General features: G+C 64.0%; 17 protein-coding genes. 13 read left to right on the top strand and 4 right to left on the bottom strand.

Annotated elements, in window-relative coordinates; translation table 11 throughout:
* Positions 1 to 295: 295 nt before the first annotated feature.
* From A5752_RS08850 to A5752_RS27065, 5 genes are read left to right on the top strand one after another with little or no spacing between them, the layout of a single operon-like run.
* The gene (locus tag A5752_RS08850; RefSeq protein ID WP_156613718.1) at positions 296 to 2794 is read left to right on the top strand and encodes an MATE family efflux transporter; all 2499 of its coding nucleotides are present in this window, start codon (positions 296 to 298) and stop codon (positions 2792 to 2794) included.
* On the top strand, positions 2781 to 3542 hold the full coding sequence (locus A5752_RS08845; protein ID WP_067084360.1) for an SGNH/GDSL hydrolase family protein: 762 nt from the start codon (positions 2781 to 2783) through the stop codon (positions 3540 to 3542). The genes A5752_RS08850 and A5752_RS08845 overlap by 14 nt, the downstream gene beginning before the upstream one ends.
* Positions 3539 to 4849 carry a hypothetical protein gene (locus A5752_RS08840; protein ID WP_067084358.1) on the top strand — a complete coding sequence of 437 codons (1311 nt, stop codon included), beginning with the start codon at positions 3539 to 3541 and terminating at the stop codon, positions 4847 to 4849. Before A5752_RS08845 ends, A5752_RS08840 begins: the two co-directional genes overlap by 4 nt.
* Before the next feature lie 31 nt (positions 4850 to 4880).
* Complete coding sequence (locus A5752_RS08835) at positions 4881 to 6146, top strand: Wzz/FepE/Etk N-terminal domain-containing protein (protein WP_067084356.1); 1266 nt, start codon at positions 4881 to 4883, stop codon at positions 6144 to 6146.
* A 52-nt stretch (positions 6147 to 6198) separates the two neighbouring features.
* The gene (locus A5752_RS27065; protein WP_197500578.1) at positions 6199 to 7623 is read left to right on the top strand and encodes a glycoside hydrolase family 71 protein; all 1425 of its coding nucleotides are present in this window, start codon (positions 6199 to 6201) and stop codon (positions 7621 to 7623) included.
* Positions 7624 to 7658: 35 nt separating this feature from the next.
* Here the strand turns inward: A5752_RS27065 and chsH3 are convergent, their stop codons facing one another.
* Together chsH3 and kstD are read right to left on the bottom strand one after the other, a co-directional pair.
* Positions 7659 to 8519, bottom strand: coding sequence for an enoyl-CoA hydratase ChsH3 (gene chsH3 / locus A5752_RS08825; RefSeq protein ID WP_067084352.1), 861 nt, complete (start codon positions 8517 to 8519; stop codon positions 7659 to 7661).
* 3 nt (positions 8520 to 8522) lie between these two features.
* Positions 8523 to 10205 carry a 3-oxosteroid 1-dehydrogenase gene (gene kstD / locus A5752_RS08820; protein ID WP_067084495.1) on the bottom strand — a complete coding sequence of 561 codons (1683 nt, stop codon included), beginning with the start codon at positions 10203 to 10205 and terminating at the stop codon, positions 8523 to 8525.
* A 73-nt stretch (positions 10206 to 10278) separates the two neighbouring features.
* On the opposite strand from kstD, the gene A5752_RS08815 reads away from it, so the two are divergent.
* The 5 genes from A5752_RS08815 (at position 10279) to A5752_RS08795 (ending at position 15687) form a co-directional block, all read left to right on the top strand.
* Positions 10279 to 11064, top strand: coding sequence for a 2-keto-4-pentenoate hydratase (locus tag A5752_RS08815; RefSeq protein ID WP_067084350.1), 786 nt, complete (start codon positions 10279 to 10281; stop codon positions 11062 to 11064).
* A 7-nt stretch (positions 11065 to 11071) separates the two neighbouring features.
* Positions 11072 to 11998, top strand: a complete 927-nt coding sequence (locus tag A5752_RS08810; RefSeq protein ID WP_067084349.1) for an acetaldehyde dehydrogenase (acetylating) — start codon at positions 11072 to 11074, stop codon at positions 11996 to 11998.
* Entirely contained in the window at positions 11995 to 13053 is a 1059-nt protein-coding gene (gene dmpG / locus A5752_RS08805; RefSeq protein ID WP_067084347.1) for a 4-hydroxy-2-oxovalerate aldolase, read from the top strand. The genes A5752_RS08810 and dmpG overlap by 4 nt, the downstream gene beginning before the upstream one ends.
* A 21-nt stretch (positions 13054 to 13074) precedes the next feature.
* Positions 13075 to 15156 (top strand): RecQ family ATP-dependent DNA helicase, encoded by a 2082-nt coding sequence (locus A5752_RS08800; protein ID WP_067084345.1) that lies wholly within the window; start codon positions 13075 to 13077, stop codon positions 15154 to 15156.
* A gap of 120 nt (positions 15157 to 15276) precedes the next feature.
* Positions 15277 to 15687, top strand: coding sequence for a hemophore-related protein (locus A5752_RS08795; RefSeq protein WP_067084343.1), 411 nt, complete (start codon positions 15277 to 15279; stop codon positions 15685 to 15687).
* 132 nt (positions 15688 to 15819) lie between these two features.
* Here A5752_RS08795 and A5752_RS08790 read toward each other — a convergent pair whose 3' ends face one another.
* Both A5752_RS08790 and A5752_RS08785 read right to left on the bottom strand, forming a co-directional pair.
* Entirely contained in the window at positions 15820 to 16251 is a 432-nt protein-coding gene (locus A5752_RS08790) for a hypothetical protein (protein WP_067084341.1), read from the bottom strand.
* A 175-nt stretch (positions 16252 to 16426) separates the two neighbouring features.
* Entirely contained in the window at positions 16427 to 17350 is a 924-nt protein-coding gene (locus tag A5752_RS08785; RefSeq protein WP_067084339.1) for an IclR family transcriptional regulator, read from the bottom strand.
* Positions 17351 to 17434: 84 nt separating this feature from the next.
* Between A5752_RS08785 and A5752_RS08780 the strand changes: the two genes are divergently transcribed.
* Genes A5752_RS08780 through A5752_RS08770 form a run of 3 tightly spaced genes read left to right on the top strand, consistent with a single transcriptional unit; the run spans position 17435 to position 20486 of the window.
* Positions 17435 to 18562, top strand: coding sequence for a hypothetical protein (locus A5752_RS08780; protein WP_067084336.1), 1128 nt, complete (start codon positions 17435 to 17437; stop codon positions 18560 to 18562).
* Positions 18562 to 19344, top strand: coding sequence for an SDR family oxidoreductase (locus A5752_RS08775; RefSeq protein ID WP_067084333.1), 783 nt, complete (start codon positions 18562 to 18564; stop codon positions 19342 to 19344). The genes A5752_RS08780 and A5752_RS08775 overlap by 1 nt, the downstream gene beginning before the upstream one ends.
* The gene (locus A5752_RS08770) at positions 19341 to 20486 is read left to right on the top strand and encodes a sulfotransferase family protein (RefSeq protein ID WP_067084331.1); all 1146 of its coding nucleotides are present in this window, start codon (positions 19341 to 19343) and stop codon (positions 20484 to 20486) included. The genes A5752_RS08775 and A5752_RS08770 overlap by 4 nt, the downstream gene beginning before the upstream one ends.
* The last annotated feature ends 4 nt before the right edge of the window (positions 20487 to 20490 follow it).

Below are 20490 nucleotides of genomic sequence, written 5' to 3'. Positions count from 1 at the left end.
TCAGGTCTTCTCCAGTCTGAGTAACGGTCTGATCATCTACGCGATCGCCGTCGTGACGTCCGTTGGCGATTTCGGCCGAATCGGTCTGATGATGACGCTGTTGGCCGCCGCCGTTGGCGTCCTCCGCGGAGCGTTGGGCACGCCGCTCTTGCTCGGTTCGGCGAAATCGGCCACCGACATCCGTCGGGAAGGCGCATATGCGGTCACGACCGCGTTGATCGTCGCACCGACCGTCGGGATTGCGATGGTCGCTGTCGCCGGCCCGGCGGTGCGCAGTCAGGCGGTGCTGCTGTTGTTGGCCGCCCCGGTGGTGCTCGTGCAGGATGTCCTGCGCTATATCGCTATTGCGCAGGGGCGCTCGTACATCGCAGCCGTTTGGGATGGCGTGTGGTTCGTCGGCTCGGCTCTTCTGCTGGTGGGTACCTGGCTCGAGGTGCCACACATCACCGCGAGTTTCCTGGTGTGCACCTGGAGTCTACTTGCGCTTGTCGCGCTGGCGGGCATGCTCGTCAACGTTCGGGTGAGCCCGAGTTGGGCAGGCTACGCCGAATGGCTGGCCGACAGTTGGAAACACCGCGTCCGATACGGCACCGAGGCGGGACTCGAGCAGGCGACCGTATTCGCGGTGTTGCTGTTCGCGACTCTGGTGATCAGTCCAGCTGTCACTGCAGCGGTCCGTGGTGCGACCGCCCTACTGGCACCGCTGGCCATCTTGGCCAGTGCCATCCCGTTGATCGTGATATCCGAGGGTGCACGCCTGACGATGCGGCCGGTGCAGGTGTGGCGGATATTGGTTCGCATCACCTGCGCGATGTCGGTGGCTGCCATAGCGTTGGGTATCGGCATATATCTGCTGCCGGTGAGGATGGGTGAATTCCTCCTCGGTGCGACGTTCGCCGCGACGCAACAGATTGTGCCGATCATCGCCTGCGAGTATGCAATCGGCGCCTGGGTGATCGCAATTGCCATCTACCTTCGTACCTTCAACCGCAGCGGTGACGCGCTTCGGTTGAAGGGCGGCTACGTGGCGGTGGTGCTCCTGACTTCATTTGGAGCCGCGGTAGCGTTTCGCACGGCGGCCGGTGTGGCGCTCGGCATGGTCGCCGCGACGGCATTCGTCACGACGATGGGCCTGCTGTGGTTCCGGCCGTGGGCCGAAGGCGACGTGCCTGACCGATCACCGCGCGTTCGCAGGCCGGTCGACCCGAAGCGAAAGGTGTTGATTCTTACGGCGAATTCGGTCGCCCGATCGGAGCTGTCCACGACCGTTGCGGCACGCCTGGCGTCACGGGTTCAGACCTCCAGTGCCCTCTTGACACTGTGGGCCGGCGCGATACTGGTCATCCTTGGCCCGGCTGCGATCATCAGGTACACGGGAGTGCCGGACAACCGACTCTGGCTGTGGTCGTTACCTGTGATCGTCCTGGCCGGCGCCCGATTCGCCTGGCTGATCGGCACGGGTGAGCGTCGACTGTTCGAAATGATGTTTTGGGCCTTCGCTTATGCCTTCCTGGGTCTCGCGCCGTTGGTCCAACTCCGCCTGAACTTGTTCCCGGACACGATCCCCCGCATCGACCACAGCCTGATCGGGGTGGGTTCCCTGATCGCGATCGTCGGCTGCTGCGCGTTTCTGCTCGGCGCGCTGGCTGATAACGCAATGCTTTTGCGGGGAAAGGCCCGACTGGCGAGGCAGGCAGGACAAACATCGCGCATGTTCACCATCGATCGCACCCGCCTGCTGCTGTTGGTGGGTTTCGCGATCCTGTTGAACACCTATTACCTGTCCAAGGTCGGCTGGATCCAGTTCACCAAGAGCCGTGATGAAGCTTTCGCGGTGTACAACGCGGTGTGGCCGCCCGGCACGTTGGGGTTCATGGTTCGTGGCTGCACCTTCATGGCTCTACTCGTGGGTTTTGTTGCGCTGGTTCGGTTTCGCCGGGAGTTGAGGCGTGCCACCGAACGCGGATTCCTCGCATCGGACGGTGCGTTGAGGCTGAATCTCGTCCTGACCGTGGTGGTCGGTGTGTTGTTGGCCAACAGCATGAATCCGATCTCGAACGCCCGGTACCTCTCCGGTACGGCCATTCTGGCTGCGGCGACCGCGCTGGGATTGTTCTCGACCAGAACGAGATTCCGAATCACGGCGGCATCTTTTCTGATGGGCCTCCTCGTGGTCTTTCCGTTGGCTGACGCATTTCGGTACGGCGATGAGGCCGACTTCAAGGCGTCGAATCCGATCGAGGCTCTGCTATCGCCCGATTACGATTCGTTCGGACAGCTGATGAACGGGTACCTGGTTGCCTCGCGCGATGGCATCGTTCCCGGCAGGCAACTACTCGGAGTGTTCTTGTTCGCCGTCCCCAGGAAACTTTGGGATGACAAACCCGTTGATTCGGGAATCCTCATCGCGAATGTGCGCGGTTACCCGTTCACCAATCTCTCGGCGCCGCTGTGGATAGAGTTCTTCCTGAACGGCAGTTGGATTCTGCTGATAGTCGGAATGTTCGCCCTGGGATGGTGGCTGCACAGAACCGACACGGGGATCGAACGACAGTTCGACGCCGCCGGCATGCCGGCTTTGCTCACTTGTGTCCTGCCGTTCTACATGATGATCCTGTTGCGCGGGTCGCTCCTGCAGGCTGCTTCGTTCCTGTTCTTCCTTCTGCTGTTCGCAGCATTCGTGCGATCTTCGTCGTCAGATCCGCAAGTACTGGATGGTGACCCCGGATTGCCGGACGATGCGGAGGCCGTCGATCTACCCAATCTGCCGACGGTGACCCATGTTCGGGTCTGACAAGAAGTCGGCAGGCGTTGGGCGCGCGCGGTTGGCGCTGTTCAGCGTCATCCTCTTGGCCTTGATAGCGAGCGTCGGATATCTGCAATGGCGCCGCGACGATGTGTTTACTCAGGGGCGAGAGCAAAGCTCCACGGTGCCGTCGATCGGGTCGTTGTTCGATCACCGGCCGACGCTTCTAGTCGTCGGTGACTCCTTCGCCGGCGGCACCGGTGACCCGACGTTTCGTCCATACCCGTATCTTCTCGGCGAGCTACTCGGCTGGAATCTCACTGTGGATGCCCAGGGCGGCACAGGTTTCGTCAACGCGGTGGGCGACGGCGATTCGCGAGGTGTCCCCTTCATCAATCGTCTTGACCGGGATGGACGGACGTACAACGTGGACTACGTTCTGGTCGACGGTGGTCGTAACGATCTCGGTCTACCACCCACTGAAACGATCCCAGCTGCCGACGAATACATGAAAAGGGTGCACGCCACGTGGCCGAAGGCCAAGATCATCGTGATTCTGCCGTCCTATGCATCGGCGGACGTAGCGTCGAACTACTCCGCAGTTTCCGCGGGAATGAGACGTAGTGCCGAAGAAGTGGACGCTTACGTCATCGATCCGGTAGCACAGGGTTGGTATCGCGGGATAGACCTGAATCCCTTGCTTTGGAAAGACGGTATCCATCTCAATGCGGCTGGCAACGAATATTACGCACGCCGCATAGTGGACAACCTGAAGGCAATGGGGTTGGCGAAATGAGGAGCATCGGCACCCTGTTCGCGATCGCCCGACGGAATCTTCTCGCACTGCTGTGCTGGACGTTGCTTGGGGGCGCTGTCATCAGCGCCGCGACCTTCTTTTTCCCGGTCGAGTACCAGGCCAGTGCCCGCGTGATGATCGTGGCACCGTACTGGAACGATTCGACAGCCATTGCGGATCCGAATATCGGTGGCTCCGCTGTACTGGCCTACGGCGACGAGTTCACCCAGCAGCGGGTGGCGAGCTATGCGCGGCTACTCGACACTCCCTTCGTCACCGGCCCCGTGATCGACCGTCTGGGCTTACGGATCTCGGCACAGGAATTGAGCCGGAAGCTGGCGGCGCACGTGATTCCGGATACGGTCATCGTGGAGATACAGGCGATTGACCGGTCCCCGACCACAGCGGCCCTTATTGCCGACGAGACAGCGCGGCAGCTGATAGCAACCATCAAGGAGGTCGAGCGGCCGCCCTTCACACAGGTGTCACCGGTCCAGCCGTTGCTGGTGGAGACCGCCTCCGTTCCCACTAGCCCGGTATCACCGCGGACGATGATCTACGTCGGATCGGGACTGCTCCTCGGCTTCCTGACGGGTTTGACGTTTGTGTCGATGCGCGAAGGCAGGGCACTCGCAGAACTTGTCGGCCCCGCGGATGACGCCGAAGACGTACTCGGGATCATGTCGGCTGACGAATCCGACACCGATCTGATGGATGCGGACACAGGCATTGCCGAACTCCAAATCAACGGGCTGCGCGATGATGTTTGGACCCCTTTGATTTTGGTCGCACCTCGGAGTACACCCGTCGTGACGATGACCGCTCGGCGACTCGCGGCAGTCATGGCGAATGCACGGTTCCGTCGGCCGGTCGTGGTGGTTGCCGATCCGGCGGTCGATACCGGCCCATCGGGGCAACCGGGCCTTGTGGACGTGGCCTCTGGCCGGTGTGCGCTCGAGGAGGCGATCGCCTTCGACGACGTTGGGGGATTCGATTGGCTGCCGTTCGGTGGGTCGAACGAGTCGGACCCTCGTCGGCGTTGCCGGCCACTGAGCGCGGTGCTCGATCAACTAGCGGCCACACAAGATGTACTCGTCATTGCACCGGCGGTGCTGGAATCGGTCGACGCGATCGATCTCGTCGGTCCCGATGGCGTGACGGTGTTGGTGACCGAGGCTCCGGGAACGTCGGAGTCTGAGATAAGAGAAGCCAAGCGGCTGTTGGAAATAGGGCAGGGACGCTACCTCGGTCGAATTGTTGTGGCGAAGCCCGAATTCGTTCACAACGTCCTGGCCGACAGGTTGTAGTCGGCACTACGAATCGATGTGGCGGAGGACCATGGAACTTCTGAAGCGATGGTGGATCGTAATGCGTCGACGCTGGTTGGTCGTCGCCGTCTGCCTGGTGATGGCATCGGTCGCGGCGAGTGCCTACAACGCAACCGTTCACGGGCAGTACACGGCTTCGACCGAACTGTTCCTCCGGGCGCCCGATGTCAAGACTTCGGCCGGCGCGTACCAGGGCGACCTTTTCTCCCGGCAACGCATTCTGACTTACTCGAAGATGTTCAAGAGCGACGATCTCGCACAACGCGTCATCGATCGGCTGAAACTGAAGCTGACTCCGCAGGAGTTGGTCAACCAGGTGTCGGCGTCAACGGTCAAAGACACTGTTTTGATGGTCGTTTCGGTAACCGATGAGAGTCCGGAACGAGCAGCGAATATTGCCAACGCCTACGGTGACGTTCTCGATTCCTATGTGGCGAAGATCGAGTACATCGACAACAACCCTGACATCCCGCCGTTGGTTCAGGTGGTGACCCGGGCGAATCCGGCGACCGCGGTTTCGACCGCAATTCCGTTGTGGCAGATAAGCGCTGCTGCGTTGATCGGTGCTGTCACCGTAATGCTCGGACTAATCTGGCTCCTTGAACGTTTCGACACCAAGGTGCGGTCACGCCGCGATGTGGAGGCGCTCACGGGAAGTACGGTGATCGGTCAGTTCGCGCGCAACAAGATCTTGACCCGGACTGCCGATGTGGATGCCGCATTCGACCGCGACGAAGACTTCCGGCAGGCCGCGTTACGCCTGAGCGTCAACGTCGATTCGGTTCTGCATCCGATCTCCGAGCTGAGTAAGCCGCCGGTGTTGGCAGTCGTGGGGCCGCACTCTGGTGATGGAGCGAGCACGGTGTCGAGAACACTCGGTCGGGCGTACGCCGAACGCGAAAGATCGGTCGTCCTCTTGCAGCTCGAGCCGCAAGTCGAAGTGCCGAAACCGCGGGCGGTGACTCCTGTTTCCATTTCGACGACGACTGTCGGCCGCACGTCCCTGCTCTCCGCCGAATCCTTCGAACAACGCCTGGAGGCCGCGAAAGACGATGCCGACATCGTGATCGTCGATTGCCCGGCATTCGCGGAATCCGTTGAGGCCCAGGTGTTGGTGGGGGCCGTAGACGCCGCTGTCCTGGTGGTTGACGCCGATGCGACGACGCGTTCGCTGACCGAGATCGCCGCCGGGATGAAGGTTATCGGTACTCCGGTGCTCGGCGTCGTTGTCAACTTCGCTCGAAACACCACGACGATGGACGGCCGCTATCTATAAACCTGGGATGATCGTTCGGGCCGTTGCGGTCCTCGCGCTCGTTACTGTGTGCGTGGCCGCCAGCCTGTATCCCACCCACTCCAACTCCCAAATGGAGACGACGAGTACCGAAAGGGCGGTCACCCCTTATTTGCCCTTCGATCTACCCGTCGGCCCGTCACCTCGCGCAGTATTCGCACACTATGTGCCGAACTTCCCCATATCGATTGAAAACGCTGATGGGACTGCCGACTACTATCAACGCGAGTATCTCTCGCCGGAAGGCGAAGGGGGAATCCACTCCAGCTATGGCGGATTGCTCAGGGATCGACCGCTGCCGCGCGCGCATCTCGATCAGTCTGATTGGCAGCTGGTCGATTTCGCGACCGAAATAGCCCAGGCCAAGTCGGTCGGAATAGACGGCTTCGCAATTGACGTCATCAAACCACGAGCACAGTCTGACGTCGTGGACAATCTCCTCACGGCCGCCGCCCGTAGCGCCAATTTCAAGATTCTCATCACCGCAGACATATCGGGTCCCCTCTTAGACCTTGCTGTTGAGGATTTCGTCGCAGACATCTCCGCATATCTGGCTGCGCCAGCGGCATACCGCCTTGCGGACGGCACTCCGGTGCTCAGCGCGTTCGCTGCAGAGCGCCGTAGCCCGGAGTGGTGGGCTACGGTGCTGGCAGCACTGACTGCAAGATTGCATACCAAGGTCGCGTTCGTTCCTGTGTTCGTCGATGTCTCGAACATGACCGATTACGAGTCGATCTCGTATGGGTTGTCCGCCTGGGGCGGGAGGAATCCTCGCGGGATGGGCCTGTCAAACCATGCGCCCGGTTCGCCGGCCGACCTGATCGACCAAGCGCACGATCGAGGAAAGATCTGGATGCAGTCCGTTCCGTTTCAGGACACCAGACCGCGCGGTGGCGTCTTCGAAGAGTCGGTGAACGGAACGACCAATCGAATGGCGTGGCAGCTTGCGATCGAGGAGGAGGCCGAATGGGTTCAGCTGATCACCTGGAACGACTATGCGGAGTCGACGGCGATGGCTCCATCGGTCGCACACGGATGGAGGATGCTCGACCTCAACGCCTATGACATCGCGATGTTCAAGTGGGGTGGGATTCCGAGAATCACCCGTGATGCCATATATGTTTCGTACCGCACTCAACCCGCCGCAGCTCTTCCAGCATATCCCCAAACGCTTCTGATGCGTCCGGCCCCCGACTCTGTTGAACCGCGGGATGCCATCGAAGTGGTCAGTTTTGCCACCGCTGGAGCCCGAATCGAGATCGCCGCCGGCGACCATCTGACGTCATGCTCTGTCGGCGGTGGCCGCGGAATATGCGTGGCACCACTGCAATTGGGACCCTTCACCGTGACCATGACACGCGACGGTGCTGTGGTGGCATCGGCGCGGGCGGACATCCCGGTGGTCGACCACCCGTTCGTACAGGATCTGCAATACCGATTGGTGGGAGGTCTACGGTAATTGCGCCCCGGTGGACGATCCCCTCGCGAGCCCTTCTACGCAGGGATCAACTCCACGCCGGCGAGTGCCACTGCGTCGTCGCGCTCCGGTGCAGTCACCGCCGCGACGAAGCCGTCGCCCTCCTTCCAGACGCTGGCCTTGAGCGTCTCGCCCGGAAACACCACACCAGCGAAGCGGGCACCGTAACTTCTCACCCGCGCGGTATCGCCGTCGAGCAGAGTGTCGACCATCGCCTTGCACGTCATACCGTAGGTGCACAACCCGTGCAGGATCGGACGCGGGAACCCGGCCGCCGCCGCGAAGTCAGGATCGGAGTGCAGCGGATTGCGGTCGCCGCACATCCGGTACAACAGCGCCTGCTGGGGCGATGTGGGGATCGCGATCTCGAAGTCAGGCGCGCGCTGTGGAGGCTCCGAGGACGTCGATGGTCCCCGCTGGCCGCCGAAGCCGCCTTCTCCGCGCGCGAAGATCGAGCGTCGCTGGGTCCACAACGGCGTGCCGTCGGGCGCCGTCACCGTCGTCTCCGACCAGATGACTGCGGCCTTGCCCTTGTCCCAGATGTCGGTGAACCGCGTGACGGCGATGCCGGTGCCGGCCGGCGGGATCGGACCGGGAACAGACACCGCTTCGCTGGCGTGCAGCACCTTCGACAGCTCGATGTCTATGCCCGGGAACTTCACCGTCGGCGGTTCCGTCAAGTGAAAGCTCTGCGCGACATTGCCGAAAGTCGGCAACACCTGCGGAGTGCCGTCGGTCAAGTACCGCAGCTCGCGCTTGTCCATCGGGTCGCCGCCGGCGCCCAGGCCGAGGTGGTAGAGCTGGATATCGCTGCTGGTCCAGGAGAACTCGGCCGCGGGAAGCTCGGCGCCGAGCGCCTCGTCGAGGTTGATGGGCATGCGTTAACCCTTTCCGGCGATGTTGAGTGCTGCAAGGTAACCGAACGTCATCGCCGGGCCGATGGTCCCGCCCGGGCCGGGGTAGGTGTGTCCCATGACTGGCGCGCTGACATTGCCCGCAGCATAGAGGCCCTCGATCACCGACCCGTCGTCGCGCAGGGCGCGACCATGCACGTCGGTGACGACGCCGCCCTTGGTGCCCAGATCGCCGGGCACCATTTTGGCCGCGTAGTAAGGCGGGTGGGTGATCTCGCCGAGGTTCGGATTGGGCTTGTTGGTCGGATCGCCGTAGTAGCGGTCGTAAGCGCTCTGCCCGCGCTTGAAGTCCTCGTCGACGCCGGAGCGCGCGAACCCGTTGAACCGCTCGACCGTGGCCTTGAACGCATCCACCGGCAGTCCGGTCTTTTCGGCCAGCTCCTCGAGCGTGTTCGCCGTGACGATCACACCCGACTCCAGCCATTTCGTCGGAATCCGCTGTCCCGGTTGCAGTCCGGCGAAGATGTAGCGGTCGCGGTACTGCTGGTCGAACACCAGCCACGCCGGAATGTTTTCACCGGGTCCGGGCCCCTGCCCGTACTGGCCGCCGTACATGTGGTGGCAGGCCTCGACGTAGGGCATCGACTCGTTCATGAACCGCTTGCCCGCCATGTTGACGATGATCGAACCCGGAGAGTTGCGTTCCGACAGCGCGAACCACGGTGCGCCGACCAGCGGCACGGTCGGGCCCCACCACGCGTCCTCCATGACATCGAGTGCGGCGCCGAGTTTCTCGGCGGCGAGGATGCCGTCGCCTGTGTTGGCTTTGGCGCCGACCGTCCACTCGGTGGTGATGGGGGCGCGCTGATACTTCACCCGCATCTGCTCGTTGTGCTCGAAGCCGCCCGAGCCGAGGATGACGCCGCGACGGGCCCGGATCAGTTCTTGCTCACCGGATTCCGGTGCGCTGGTGTCACGTACGTATATCCCGCGCACGACGCCGTCTTCGACGTAGAGATCTGTCAACGCCGTGTTCAGCCGCACGGGCACCCCGGCTTCGCGGAGCCCGATCCGCAACGGCGCGATCAACGCGCGGCCCATGCCGACCAGATTCTTTCCGGTGGCCTTGGCCCACATCGTGCGAGCGCCCACCTTGAGGCTGCGCAGTACACCGCGCGGGTGACGCTTGAGCTGATTTAGCCGCACGTAATCCTGCTGCATGACAACAACGTTCAGCGGAACCTTGCCGTAGGGGGGCTCCAGGCCCGGGAGATCCGGCCCGAGCTTCTTCGCGTCGAACGGCTTGGGTTCGACCGAGCGTCCCGTCGGCTTGCCGCCCGGTGTCTCGGGGTAGTAGTCGGAGTAGCCCGGCACCCAGCACAGCTTGAGCGGTGAGTGCTCGAGCACGAAGGACAGCATCTCCGGACCGCGCTCGAGGTAGGTGTCGATCTTCTCGGCGGGTACGACGTCGCCGATGATGTTGTGCAGGTAGGCACGGGCGGCTTCGGGAGTGTCTTTGACGCCGTCGCGCTTGAGTACCTCGTTGTTCGGAATCCAGACGCCACCACCTGACCGCGCAGTGGAACCACCGTAGTGCGGAGCCTTCTCGACGACTAATGTGGAAAGTCCCTGGTGGGCCGCGGTGAGCGCGGCGACCATACCGGCTGCGCCGCTGCCCACCACAATGACGTCGTACTCCTGACCAGTCATGTAGAACACGTTATAGAATTGCCCGGCCGACCCACAACCGCGCCGGTCAACAGGACAAGGGGACTTCATAAGGATGCTCAGTGATCAGGTGCGGCAGAAGCTCGCCGCCGATCTCGCCCAAGCCGAGCGCAGCAAGGTTCCCATCCCGCCGCTGACCGATGGTCATTCCGACATCGACGTGGTGGATGCCTATGAGATCCAGCTGATCAACATCCGGCAGCGCGTCGCCGAAGGCGCCAAGGTCATCGGCCACAAAGTCGGGCTGTCGTCGAAGGCCATGCAGCAGATGATGAACGTCGACGAACCCGATTACGGGCACCTGCTCGATGACATGGCCGTCCACGAGGACACCCCCGTCAAATCCGCCGACTACCTCTATCCCCGCGTCGAGGTGGAGGTTGGATTCATCCTGGCCGACGATCTGCCCGGCGCCGGATGCACGGAGGACGACGTTCTGGCAGCGACGGCCGCGTTCGCACCCGCGATCGAGTTGATCGACACCCGCATCACCGACTGGAAGATCAAACTCTGCGACACCATCGCCGACAACGCGTCCTCGGCGGGCTGGGTGCTCGGCGAGAACCGCGTGTCGCCGAAGGACATCGACATCACCGCGATCGACGCGGTGCTGACCCGCAACGGCGAGGTGGTGGCGAAGGGCCGCAGCGACGCGGTGCTGGGTAACCCGGTGACCGCGGTGGCGTGGCTGGCGCGCAAGGTCGACAGCTTCGGTGTCCGCCTCAAAGCGGGTGACATCGTGTTGCCTGGCTCGTGCACCAAGGCGTTCGACGCCACTCCCGGCGCCGATTACGTCGCAGACTTCGCCGGGCTGGGCTCGGTACACCTGAGTTTCGAATAGGAGCGTTATGCCTAAAACAAGCGTCGCAATCGTCGGATCGGGCAACATCAGCACCGATCTGCTGTACAAATTGCTTCGGTCGGAGTGGTTGGAGCCGAGGTGGATGATCGGCATCGACCCCGAGAGCGAGGGCCTCGCCCGCGCCCGCAAGCTCGGGCTGGAGACCTCACACGAAGGTGTCGACTGGCTGCTGGCGCAGAATGAGAAGCCCGATATGGTCTTCGAGGCCACCAGTGCGTACGTGCACCGTGACGCGGCGCCGAAGTACGCCGAGGCCGGTATTCGCGCGATCGACCTGACGCCCGCGGCCATCGGACCCGGCGTGATCCCGCCGGCCAACTTGCGCGAGCACCTCGACGCGCCCAACGTCAACATGGTCACCTGTGGCGGGCAGGCGACCATCCCGATCGTGTACGCGGTCAGCCGTGCGGTGGAGGTGCCCTACGCCGAGATCGTGGCGTCGGTGTCGTCGGCCTCGGCCGGTCCGGGGACCCGAGCCAACATCGACGAATTCACCAAGACCACCAGCAAGGGCGTCGAGGTGATCGGCGGCGCCGCGCGAGGTAAGGCGATCATCATCCTCAACCCGGCCGAGCCGCCGATGATCATGCGCGACACCATCTTCTGCGCGATTCCCGAGGATGCCGACCACGACGCGATCACCCAGTCCATCAAGGATGTGGTCGCTGAGGTGCAGACCTACGTGCCCGGCTACCGGTTGCTCAACGACCCGCAGTTCGACGAGCCGTCGGTTGTCAACGGCGGCAACCACGTCGTCACCACGTTCATCGAAGTGGAGGGTGCGGGCGACTACCTGCCGCCCTACGCTGGAAATCTGGACATCATGACCGCGGCGGCGGCCAAGGTGGGCGAGGAGATTGCCAAGGAAAAGGCCGGGGCATCCCTCGCCTCATCAAAGGGAGGCCAAGCATGAGCGTCACCGACGAGATCTACTTCAATCCGATCTGGGACGTCCGGATGACGGACACCTCGCTTCGCGACGGCAGCCACCACAAACGTCACCAGTTCACCAAAGAGGAAGTGCACGCGATCGTCGCGGCGCTCGATGCCGCCGGCGTTCCGGTCATCGAGGTGACCCACGGCGACGGTCTGGGCGGGTCGAGCTTCAACTACGGCTTCTCCAAGACACCGGAGCAGGAACTGATCAAGCTGGCCGCCGAAACGGCCAAGGAGTCCAAGATCGCCTTCCTGATGCTGCCCGGCGTCGGCACCAAGGAGGACATCAAGGAAGCGCAGAACAACGGCGGGTCGATCTGCCGCATCGCGACCCACTGCACCGAGGCCGACGTGTCGATCCAGCACTTCGGGCTGGCCCGCGAACTGGGCCTGGAAACCGTTGGCTTCCTGATGATGAGCCACACGATTCCGCCGGAGAAGCTCGCGAAGCAGGCGCGCATCATGGCCGACGCCGGCTGTCAGTGCGTCTACGTCGTCGACTCCGCGGGCGCATTGGTGCTCGAGGGCGTCCGCGACCGGGTCGCGGCGCTCGTCGCGGAATTGGGATCGGACGCTCAAGTCGGCTTCCACGGCCACGAGAACCTCGGGCTCGGCGTGGCCAACTCGATCGAGGCGGTGCGCGCGGGCGCCAAGCAGATCGACGGCTCCTGCCGCCGGTTCGGCGCGGGCGCGGGCAACGCACCGGTCGAGGCGCTGATCGGCGTGTTCGACAAGATCGGCGTCAAGACCGGCATCGACTTCTTCGACATCGCCGACGCGGCCGAAGAGGTCGTCGCGCCGGCGATGCCCGCCGAATGCCTGCTGGACCGCAACGCGCTGATCATGGGCTACTCGGGGGTGTACTCCAGCTTCCTCAAGCACGCGATCCGGCAGTCCGAGCGCTACGGCGTGCCCGCGCACCAGCTATTGCACCGCGCTGGTCAGCGCAAGCTCATCGGCGGTCAGGAGGACCAACTCATCGACATCGCGCTGGAGATCAAGCGCGAACAAGAGGCGGCCGCCGCCAAATAGCCCACGTTCGGCGTTGATTGGATGACGACGCGCGACGACGCCCAGGCGATCCTCGAACAGTTGGCCGGGCCGCAGGCGGTGCTGCGCGACGACCAGTGGGCCGCGATCGAGGCTTTGGTGGTACACCGTCGGCGCGCACTGGTCGTGCAGCGCACCGGGTGGGGTAAGTCCGCGGTCTACTTCATCGCCGCCAAACTGCTGCGCACCGACGGGCACGGCCCGACGGTGATCGTCTCACCGCTGTTGGCGCTCATGCGAAATCAGGTGGCCGCCGCGGACCGGGCCGGTGTGCACGCCGCGACCATCAACTCCAGCAATGTCGCCGAGTGGGACGACATCCACGCACGAGTACGCAGCGGCGAACTCGACGTGCTGCTCGTCAGCCCGGAACGCCTGAACAATCCCGACTTTCGCGATGCGGTGCTGCCCGCGCTGGCGCACGACGCCGGATTGGTGGTGGTCGACGAGGCGCACTGCGTATCCGATTGGGGGCACGACTTTCGGCCCGATTACCGCCGGATCCGTACACTGATCGCCGAACTGGGCGCCGACATCCCGGTGCTCGCGACGACCGCGACCGCCAACGACCGCGTGGTTGACGACGTCGCGGCGCAGTTGGGTGTCGGTGGCGGCGACACCCTGGTGCTGCGCGGCGGGCTGGACCGCGAATCGCTGAGGCTCTCGGTGGTCAAGGCCGGCAACCCCGCCCAACGCGCGGCTTGGCTTGCGGCACATCTGAATTCGCTACCTGGTTCGGGAATCGTGTACACGCTGACCGTCGCGCAGGCCCACGACATCGCCGCGTTGCTGCGTGAGCAGGACCATCCGGTCGCGGCCTACACGGGTTCGACCGAGGCCGCCGAACGCGAACAACTCGAGGCCGACCTGCTGGCCAACCGAGTGAAGGCCCTGATCGCCACGTCGGCACTCGGCATGGGTTTCGACAAGCCCGACCTGGGTTTCGTCGTACATCTCGGCGCACCCTCATCGCCGATCGCCTACTACCAGCAGGTCGGCCGCGCGGGCCGGTCGACGGCCAGCGCCGAGGTGATCCTGCTGCCCGGCCGCGAGGACCAAGACGTCTGGCGGTACTTCTCTTCGGTGGCGTTCCCATCGGAAGCGATGGTGCGCAACGTGATTCGAGCGCTGGAGCCGGACCGTCCGCAATCGACGGCCGCTTTGGAGCCGCTCGTCGATCTGAATCGCACGCGGCTGGAGATGGTGCTCAAGGTGCTCGACGTCGACGGTGCGGTGCGCCGGGTCAGGGGCGGCTGGGTCGGAACGGGTCAGGAGTGGGTCTACGACGAGGCGCGCTATCGCAAGCTCGACGAAGCGCGCAAGCGTGAGCAGCAGGCGATGCTCGATTATCAGGAGACCGACCGCTGCCGCATGGCGTTTCTGCGCGCCCAACTGGACGACCCCGAGCTCACCGAGGGCGAGCGTTGCGGCCGCTGCGACAACTGCACGGGGGCGCGTTACGAGCCCGTCGTCGACGCCGCTGCCGTGGAGGACACCCGAGCCCGGCTGATGCGGCCCGGCGTCGAAATCACGCCGCGCAAGCAGTGGCCGACCGGGCTGGGTGCCCTCGGGTTGGATCTCAAGGGCAAGATCGCCGATGGTCCGGAACCCGGCCGGACCATCGGCCGGCTGACCGATCTAGGTTGGGGCGCGCGGCTGCGACGGCTGCTGGACGAACCGGACGCGGAGGTGCCCGACGACGTCGTGCAGGCGGCCGTGCGGGTGCTGGCGACGTGGGATTGGGAGAGCCGCCCGACCGCGGTGATGGCGCTGGACTCGGACAGGCATCCGCTGTTGATCACCTCGCTGGCCCGCGAACTCGCCCGGCTCGGCCGTCTCGCCGATCTCGGTGTGTTGCAGTACGCGCCCGAGCGCAGGCCGGTGACCGCGGCGAACTCGGCGTATCGCGTCGCCGCACTACAGGGTGCGTGGGAGGCCCCCGACTCAGCCGGTCTCACGGGTGGTCCGGTGTTGCTGGTCGACGACGTGACCGACACCGGATGGACGCTGACCATCGCGTCCCGGCTGCTCAGAGCGCTAGGCGCACCGGCCGTGCTGCCGTTTGCCCTGGCCAGCGCAAGCTGATCACCCCGGCGCCGCCCCGACCCCCGAGACCTCGTCTGTACTGGGCTTGTTTAGCTCGCCCCCGACGCCGGTTACGCATCGGGGAGCGGCCAACGGGTCGCAGACCGAAGGAGTGATTCGATGAAGATGTCCGCAACGACCGTTCGACGCGGCCTGTACGGCATGTTTGCAGGCGGTTTGCTCGCATTCGGGTCCGCCGCGATCGTCACACCGGTCGTGAACGCCCAGCCTGGCCCGGCGCCGACGCAGGACACCACCTGCAGCGTGAGCGCGATCGCCAACACCTCGAGCACGGTGTCGGCCTCGACCAGCACTTACCTCGCCTCGAACCCCGAGGCCAACGAGGCGCTGACCGAGATCGCCGCGAAGCCGCAGGACCAGGCCAAGCAGGACTTCCGCGCTTATTTCGAGGAGAACCCGCGGGTTGAGTCCGAGCTGAAGGCGATCAACCAGCCGGTCACCGAGATCTCGAACCAGTGTGGTGTCGAGGTGACACCGACGCCGATCTCGGCCGCGTTGACTGACGCCTAAACAGTTACCTCACGCTCGCCGCGTCGGCTTCGGCCGGCGCGGTGAGTGCTTTCTTGTGTTTGGCGGAGTCGCGAGTCAGCCAAACAGAACAGCCGCCCTGCGGTGCGCAGGGCGGCTGTTGTGTTGAGAGATTTATCGGGTCACCGGATAGGCGACGAACCGTCCGTCCGTCAGGAACACACCGAATGCATTCGCCTCGGCGTTCCACTCGACCTTCAACGGGGTGTCGAGGTCGGGGAGGTCCGGGCGCAGATCGATCGGCGGCAACCAAACGTCCGGAATGCCGAGGCGCACCCGATCATCCCAGTGGCCCGGAGGGACGTTCTCCAGCGGGTTCGGAACACCCGCGATGGTGGTCTGCTGCTTCACCTGTCCCGGCGGACCGAACGGGTTGTGCCCGGGCGGATCCCCAGGTGCCCAATTCGAGATGACCGGTCCCGGCGGGTTCGGCCCCGGAACATTCGGGCCCGGATCCGCCTGCGCGAGGCCGCTACCGAGGGCGAATGCCGACAAACCGAGCGCTCCGGCCATTGCTGTTGTGGCCGCAAACTTCTTGATCTCCACAGTGAACTCCTTGTTCGGTGATGGCGCCGAAGGTCGCGGCGCTACATCGACTTGTTGTTCGTCACCGCCCCCACCACGTAGCGATCGGTGCGGCTTGAAGACCCCCAGACAAAAGTTCAGTTACCCGCGACACGATGGGGCAAAACGCTCGAATCCAAAATCTATGTTTGCTGGTCTAACCGTCCCCGTGGGGTTTCGTTCCGCCCAGCTGTGCAGTCACCGAGTCCGCGGTGGCTACCAGTGCCCGCGCGCGCTCGTGTATCTCATTGTCGGTCAGCGCTTTCCCGATGTGCATCGAAGCCACCATGATTTGTCGCTGGTAGTGGTCATACACCGGTGCCGAGATGACGCTGATATCGAATCTGGCGGAGCGGCGTTTGCCTTCTAACCCGTTCTCGCCACGCAGGTAAACGCGCTCACCGATGTCGGACACCAGCTCGCCGAGCAGCGCTCGCAACTCGTCGGGCAGCTGTGTCGACATGCCCGCCATCAACGCGTAGAGCCGCCGGCCACCTGGTGTGAGGCGTTCGACCAGATATCCGTCCGCGCGGCATTCGGCGATCACGCGGTTCAGCCGCTCGGTGTCCGTCCGCAAGGGCAGCGTCGGCTCCTTGGCCAGCCAGTTGCGCTCCGCCTCGTCGTCCCACAGCACGAACATCAGCCCGACGGGGGGTGCGAACGGGTAGCTCTGACCGATCTCGACACCGGGTCGCACGCCGGGCGGAGACACGATGTCCAACAACGTGATTCGGTCATCGACCACGGCCGACAGGGCCGCCGTGACGCCGAAGCGCGATGACAGCCTCCGGAGTTCCTCGCGGGCGGCGGGGCTCACGCGCAGCGATTCCTGAGCCCGGTGGCCCAGCGTGATCAGCGATGGTCCCAATCGGTAGGTCTTGTCGGACGGGTCGCGCACCAGGTATCCCGCGTCGGACAGTGTGGTCACGATGCCGAGGCACGTCGGCTTGCTCAACCCGAGACGACGCGCGAGTTCCGAGACGCCGAACCGCTGGCCGGGGTGACTCGCCAGAAAGTCGAGGACGCGCACGACCCGTTCGGTCGGCGGCGATGCACGACCGGACGACTCTGGAGAGCTCACAGTCGAAGGCTACCGAGCGTTCCATATTTGAACCAAGTCGGTCCGTATATTGACTACCGCTAGAACGCGTTCTAGTTTCGCAGTGTGTACTCACAACCGTTCATCGACGCGATCGCCGAAGCCGAGCACCTGGTATCCACTGCGCAGTTCATCGAGTCGGAGGCGGACCTGCTCGAGGGTCTGCAGTATCTGGCCGGATGTATAGCCGCCTGCGCTCACCTGGCGTTCGACTACGACCGCGACCATCCCTTCATGCAGTCCGGAACCGGACCGTTCACGAAGATGGGCCTCGACAACCCGGACGCCCTCTACTTCGGGACCCGGGTGCAGCCCGGCCATGAGTACGTCGTCACCGGTAAACGTGGCACCACCACCGACCTGGCCTTCCAGCTGCTGGGCGGGGAGTACACCGACGACAACGTGCCACCGAGCCAGGCGGCATTCGACGACCGCGAGCTCGACATCGCCGAGGACGGGACGTACGAGTGGCGGTTCACGCCGACCAGCCCGTCGCAATTGGTCGTCCGCGAGGTGTACAACGACTGGTCCGCGCAGCGGGGCTACATCGCCATCGCGCGCACCGACACCGCGGGCACCGCACCTGCGCCGCTGACCAAGGAGCTCATCGAGAAGCGCTACGCGGTGGCGGGTAAGCAACTGGTCCAGCGCGTGAAGACCTGGCTGCAGTTTCCCCAGTGGTTCTACGACACGCTGCCGGTCAACACCATGGTCGCGCCGCGGCTCACTCCCGGGGGCCTGGCCACCCAGTACTCGTCGGTCGGTCACTTCGACCTGACACCGGACCAGGCGATGATCATCACGCTGCCCGTGCCCGACGCCCCGTATCTCGGCTTCCAGCTCGGCAGCCTGTGGTACATCTCGCTGGACTACATCAACCACCAGACATCGTTGAACGGCACTCAGGCACAGGCTGATCCGGATGAGAAGATCCGTATCGTCGTCTCCGACGCCAACCCCGGCGTCACGAACTGGTGCGAGACGCTCGGCCATCGCAAGGGATACCTCCAGTTCCGGTGGCAGCGCCTGTCACGCGCTCTGACCGAGGCCGACGGCCCGACCGTCGAGATCGTCGACGTGGACAAGGTCGCCGACGCGCTGCCGTACTACGACAGCAACAAGATCTCCGAAGACGACTGGCGCGCGAGGATCGCATTGCGACAGCAGCAGATTCAGAACAGGATGGTGGGCTGATGTCGGGTCTCCTCCAAGACAAGGTCGTCGTCATCAGCGGCGTCGGCCCGGCCTTGGGCACGACGCTCGCGCGCCGGTGCGCGCAGGAGGGTGCGGACGTCGTGCTCGCCGCCCGCACCGTCGAGCGGCTGGAGGATGTCGCCAAACAGATCACCGATCTGGGTCGGCGGGCGCTGTCGGTCGGGACGGACATCACCGACGATGCGCAGGTGAACAACCTCGTCGACGAAACGATGAAGGCTTACGGCAAGGTCGACGTGCTGATCAACAACGCGTTCCGCGTGCCGTCGATGAAGCCGTTGGCCAACACCACGTTCGAGCACATGCGCGACGCAATCGAGTTGACCGTGTTCGGTGCGCTTCGCCTGATCCAGGGCTTCACGCCGGCGTTGGCGGAGGCCAACGGCTCGGTCGTCAACGTGAACTCGATGGTGGTGCGTCATTCACAGGCGAAGTACGGTGCCTACAAAATGGCGAAGTCGGCGCTGCTGGCGATGTCGCAGTCGCTGGCAACCGAACTCGGTGAGCAGGGAATTCGGGTCAATTCCATTCTGCCGGGCTATATCTGGGGCGGAACGCTGGAAAGCTACTTCAACCACCAGGCGGGCAAGTACGGCACCACGGTCGACGAGATCTACAAGGCGACCGCCGCCGCGTCCGACCTCAAGAGGCTGCCCACCGAGGACGAGGTCGCATCGGCGATCCTGTTCATGGCCAGCGACCTGTCCAGCGGGATCACCGGCCAGGCACTGGATGTCAACTGTGGGGAGTACAAGGCGTGAGCCCACGCACCGACGTCGGCACCGTCGAGGATCTGCACGCATCGGCCACCAAGGCCTGCGGCCTCGACGATTTCGGCAGCGACGACGACAACTATCGCGAAGCTCTCGCTGTGCTGCTCGAGTCGTACCGCCGCGACGCGGATCTCACCGAGTTCGGCAGCAAGATGCAGCGATTCTTCGTGCGTAACGCGCTGGTCGCGCGACTGGTGTCCGAAGCGGCGTGGAAGCAGTACCCGCAGCACGCCGACGTCGCGATCTCCAGGCCGATCTTCGTGACGGGCCTGCCCCGCACCGGCACCACCGCCATCCACCGGCTACTGGCCGCCGACCCCCGACACCAAGGGCTGGAGTTGTGGCTCGCCGAGTTCCCGCAGCCCCGGCCGCCTCGCGAAACCTGGTCGGAGAACCCGGTTTTCGCTCAACTCGACGCCCAGTTCAGCAAGGCGCACGCGGAGAATCCGGATTACACCGGCCTGCACTACATGACCGCCGACGAGGTCGAGGAATGCTGGCAGTTGCTGCGCCAGTCGCTGCATTCGGTGTCATACGAGACGCTGGCCCATATCCCGACGTACTCGCGGTGGTTAGCCGAACAGGACTGGACGAAGCCGTATCAGCGCCACCGCAGGAACCTTCAGCTGATCGGGCTCAACGAACCGGAGAAGCGGTGGGTCCTGAAGAATCCGAGCCACCTCTTCGCGCTCGACGCCCTCTTCAAGACGTATCCCGATGCGCTGGTCATCCAGTGCCACCGCCCGCCGGAAACGATCATGGCGTCGATGTGCTCGCTGGCCCAACACACCACCGAGGGATGGTCCAGCACCTTCGTCGGCGAGACGATCGGGCGCGACTCGTTGGAGACCTGGTCGCGAGGGCTGGAGCTGTTCAATTCCGAACGGACGAAACACGATCCGGCGCAGTTCTATGACCTCGACTACTTCGCGTTGATCAAAGATCCAGTCGGCGCAGTGGCCGACATCTACCGCGCGTTCGGGATCGAGTTCACCGACGAGGCGCGAGACGCGATGACCGCGACGCACGAGGAGAGCAAGAAGGGGCCGCGGGCACCCAAACACACGTACTCGCTGGCCGATTACGGCCTGACCGACGACGAGGTCAAGAAGCGATTCAAGGGACTCTGACCGT

The organism is Mycobacterium sp. 852002-51961_SCH5331710 (assembly GCF_001665535.1).
GTDB lineage: Bacteria > Actinomycetota > Actinomycetes > Mycobacteriales > Mycobacteriaceae > Mycobacterium.
This window is presented reverse-complemented; position numbering and strand designations above follow the sequence as displayed.

Bases quoted from the DNA above. Each gene is read 5' to 3' on its own strand.
- A5752_RS08845 (WP_067084360.1), top strand. From the start codon at position 2,781: ATGTTCGGGTCTGACAAGAAGTCGGCAGGCGTTGGGCGCGCGCGGTTG.
- A5752_RS08840 (WP_067084358.1), top strand. From the start codon at position 3,539: ATGAGGAGCATCGGCACCCTGTTCGCGATCGCCCGACGGAATCTTCTC.
- A5752_RS08835 (WP_067084356.1), top strand. From the start codon at position 4,881: ATGGAACTTCTGAAGCGATGGTGGATCGTAATGCGTCGACGCTGGTTG.
- chsH3 (WP_067084352.1), bottom strand. From the start codon at position 8,519: ATGCCCATCAACCTCGACGAGGCGCTCGGCGCCGAGCTTCCCGCGGCC.
- kstD (WP_067084495.1), bottom strand. From the start codon at position 10,205: ATGACTGGTCAGGAGTACGACGTCATTGTGGTGGGCAGCGGCGCAGCC.
- A5752_RS08815 (WP_067084350.1), top strand. From the start codon at position 10,279: ATGCTCAGTGATCAGGTGCGGCAGAAGCTCGCCGCCGATCTCGCCCAA.
- A5752_RS08810 (WP_067084349.1), top strand. From the start codon at position 11,072: ATGCCTAAAACAAGCGTCGCAATCGTCGGATCGGGCAACATCAGCACC.
- dmpG (WP_067084347.1), top strand. From the start codon at position 11,995: ATGAGCGTCACCGACGAGATCTACTTCAATCCGATCTGGGACGTCCGG.
- A5752_RS08800 (WP_067084345.1), top strand. From the start codon at position 13,075: ATGACGACGCGCGACGACGCCCAGGCGATCCTCGAACAGTTGGCCGGG.
- A5752_RS08795 (WP_067084343.1), top strand. From the start codon at position 15,277: ATGAAGATGTCCGCAACGACCGTTCGACGCGGCCTGTACGGCATGTTT.
- A5752_RS08775 (WP_067084333.1), top strand. From the start codon at position 18,562: ATGTCGGGTCTCCTCCAAGACAAGGTCGTCGTCATCAGCGGCGTCGGC.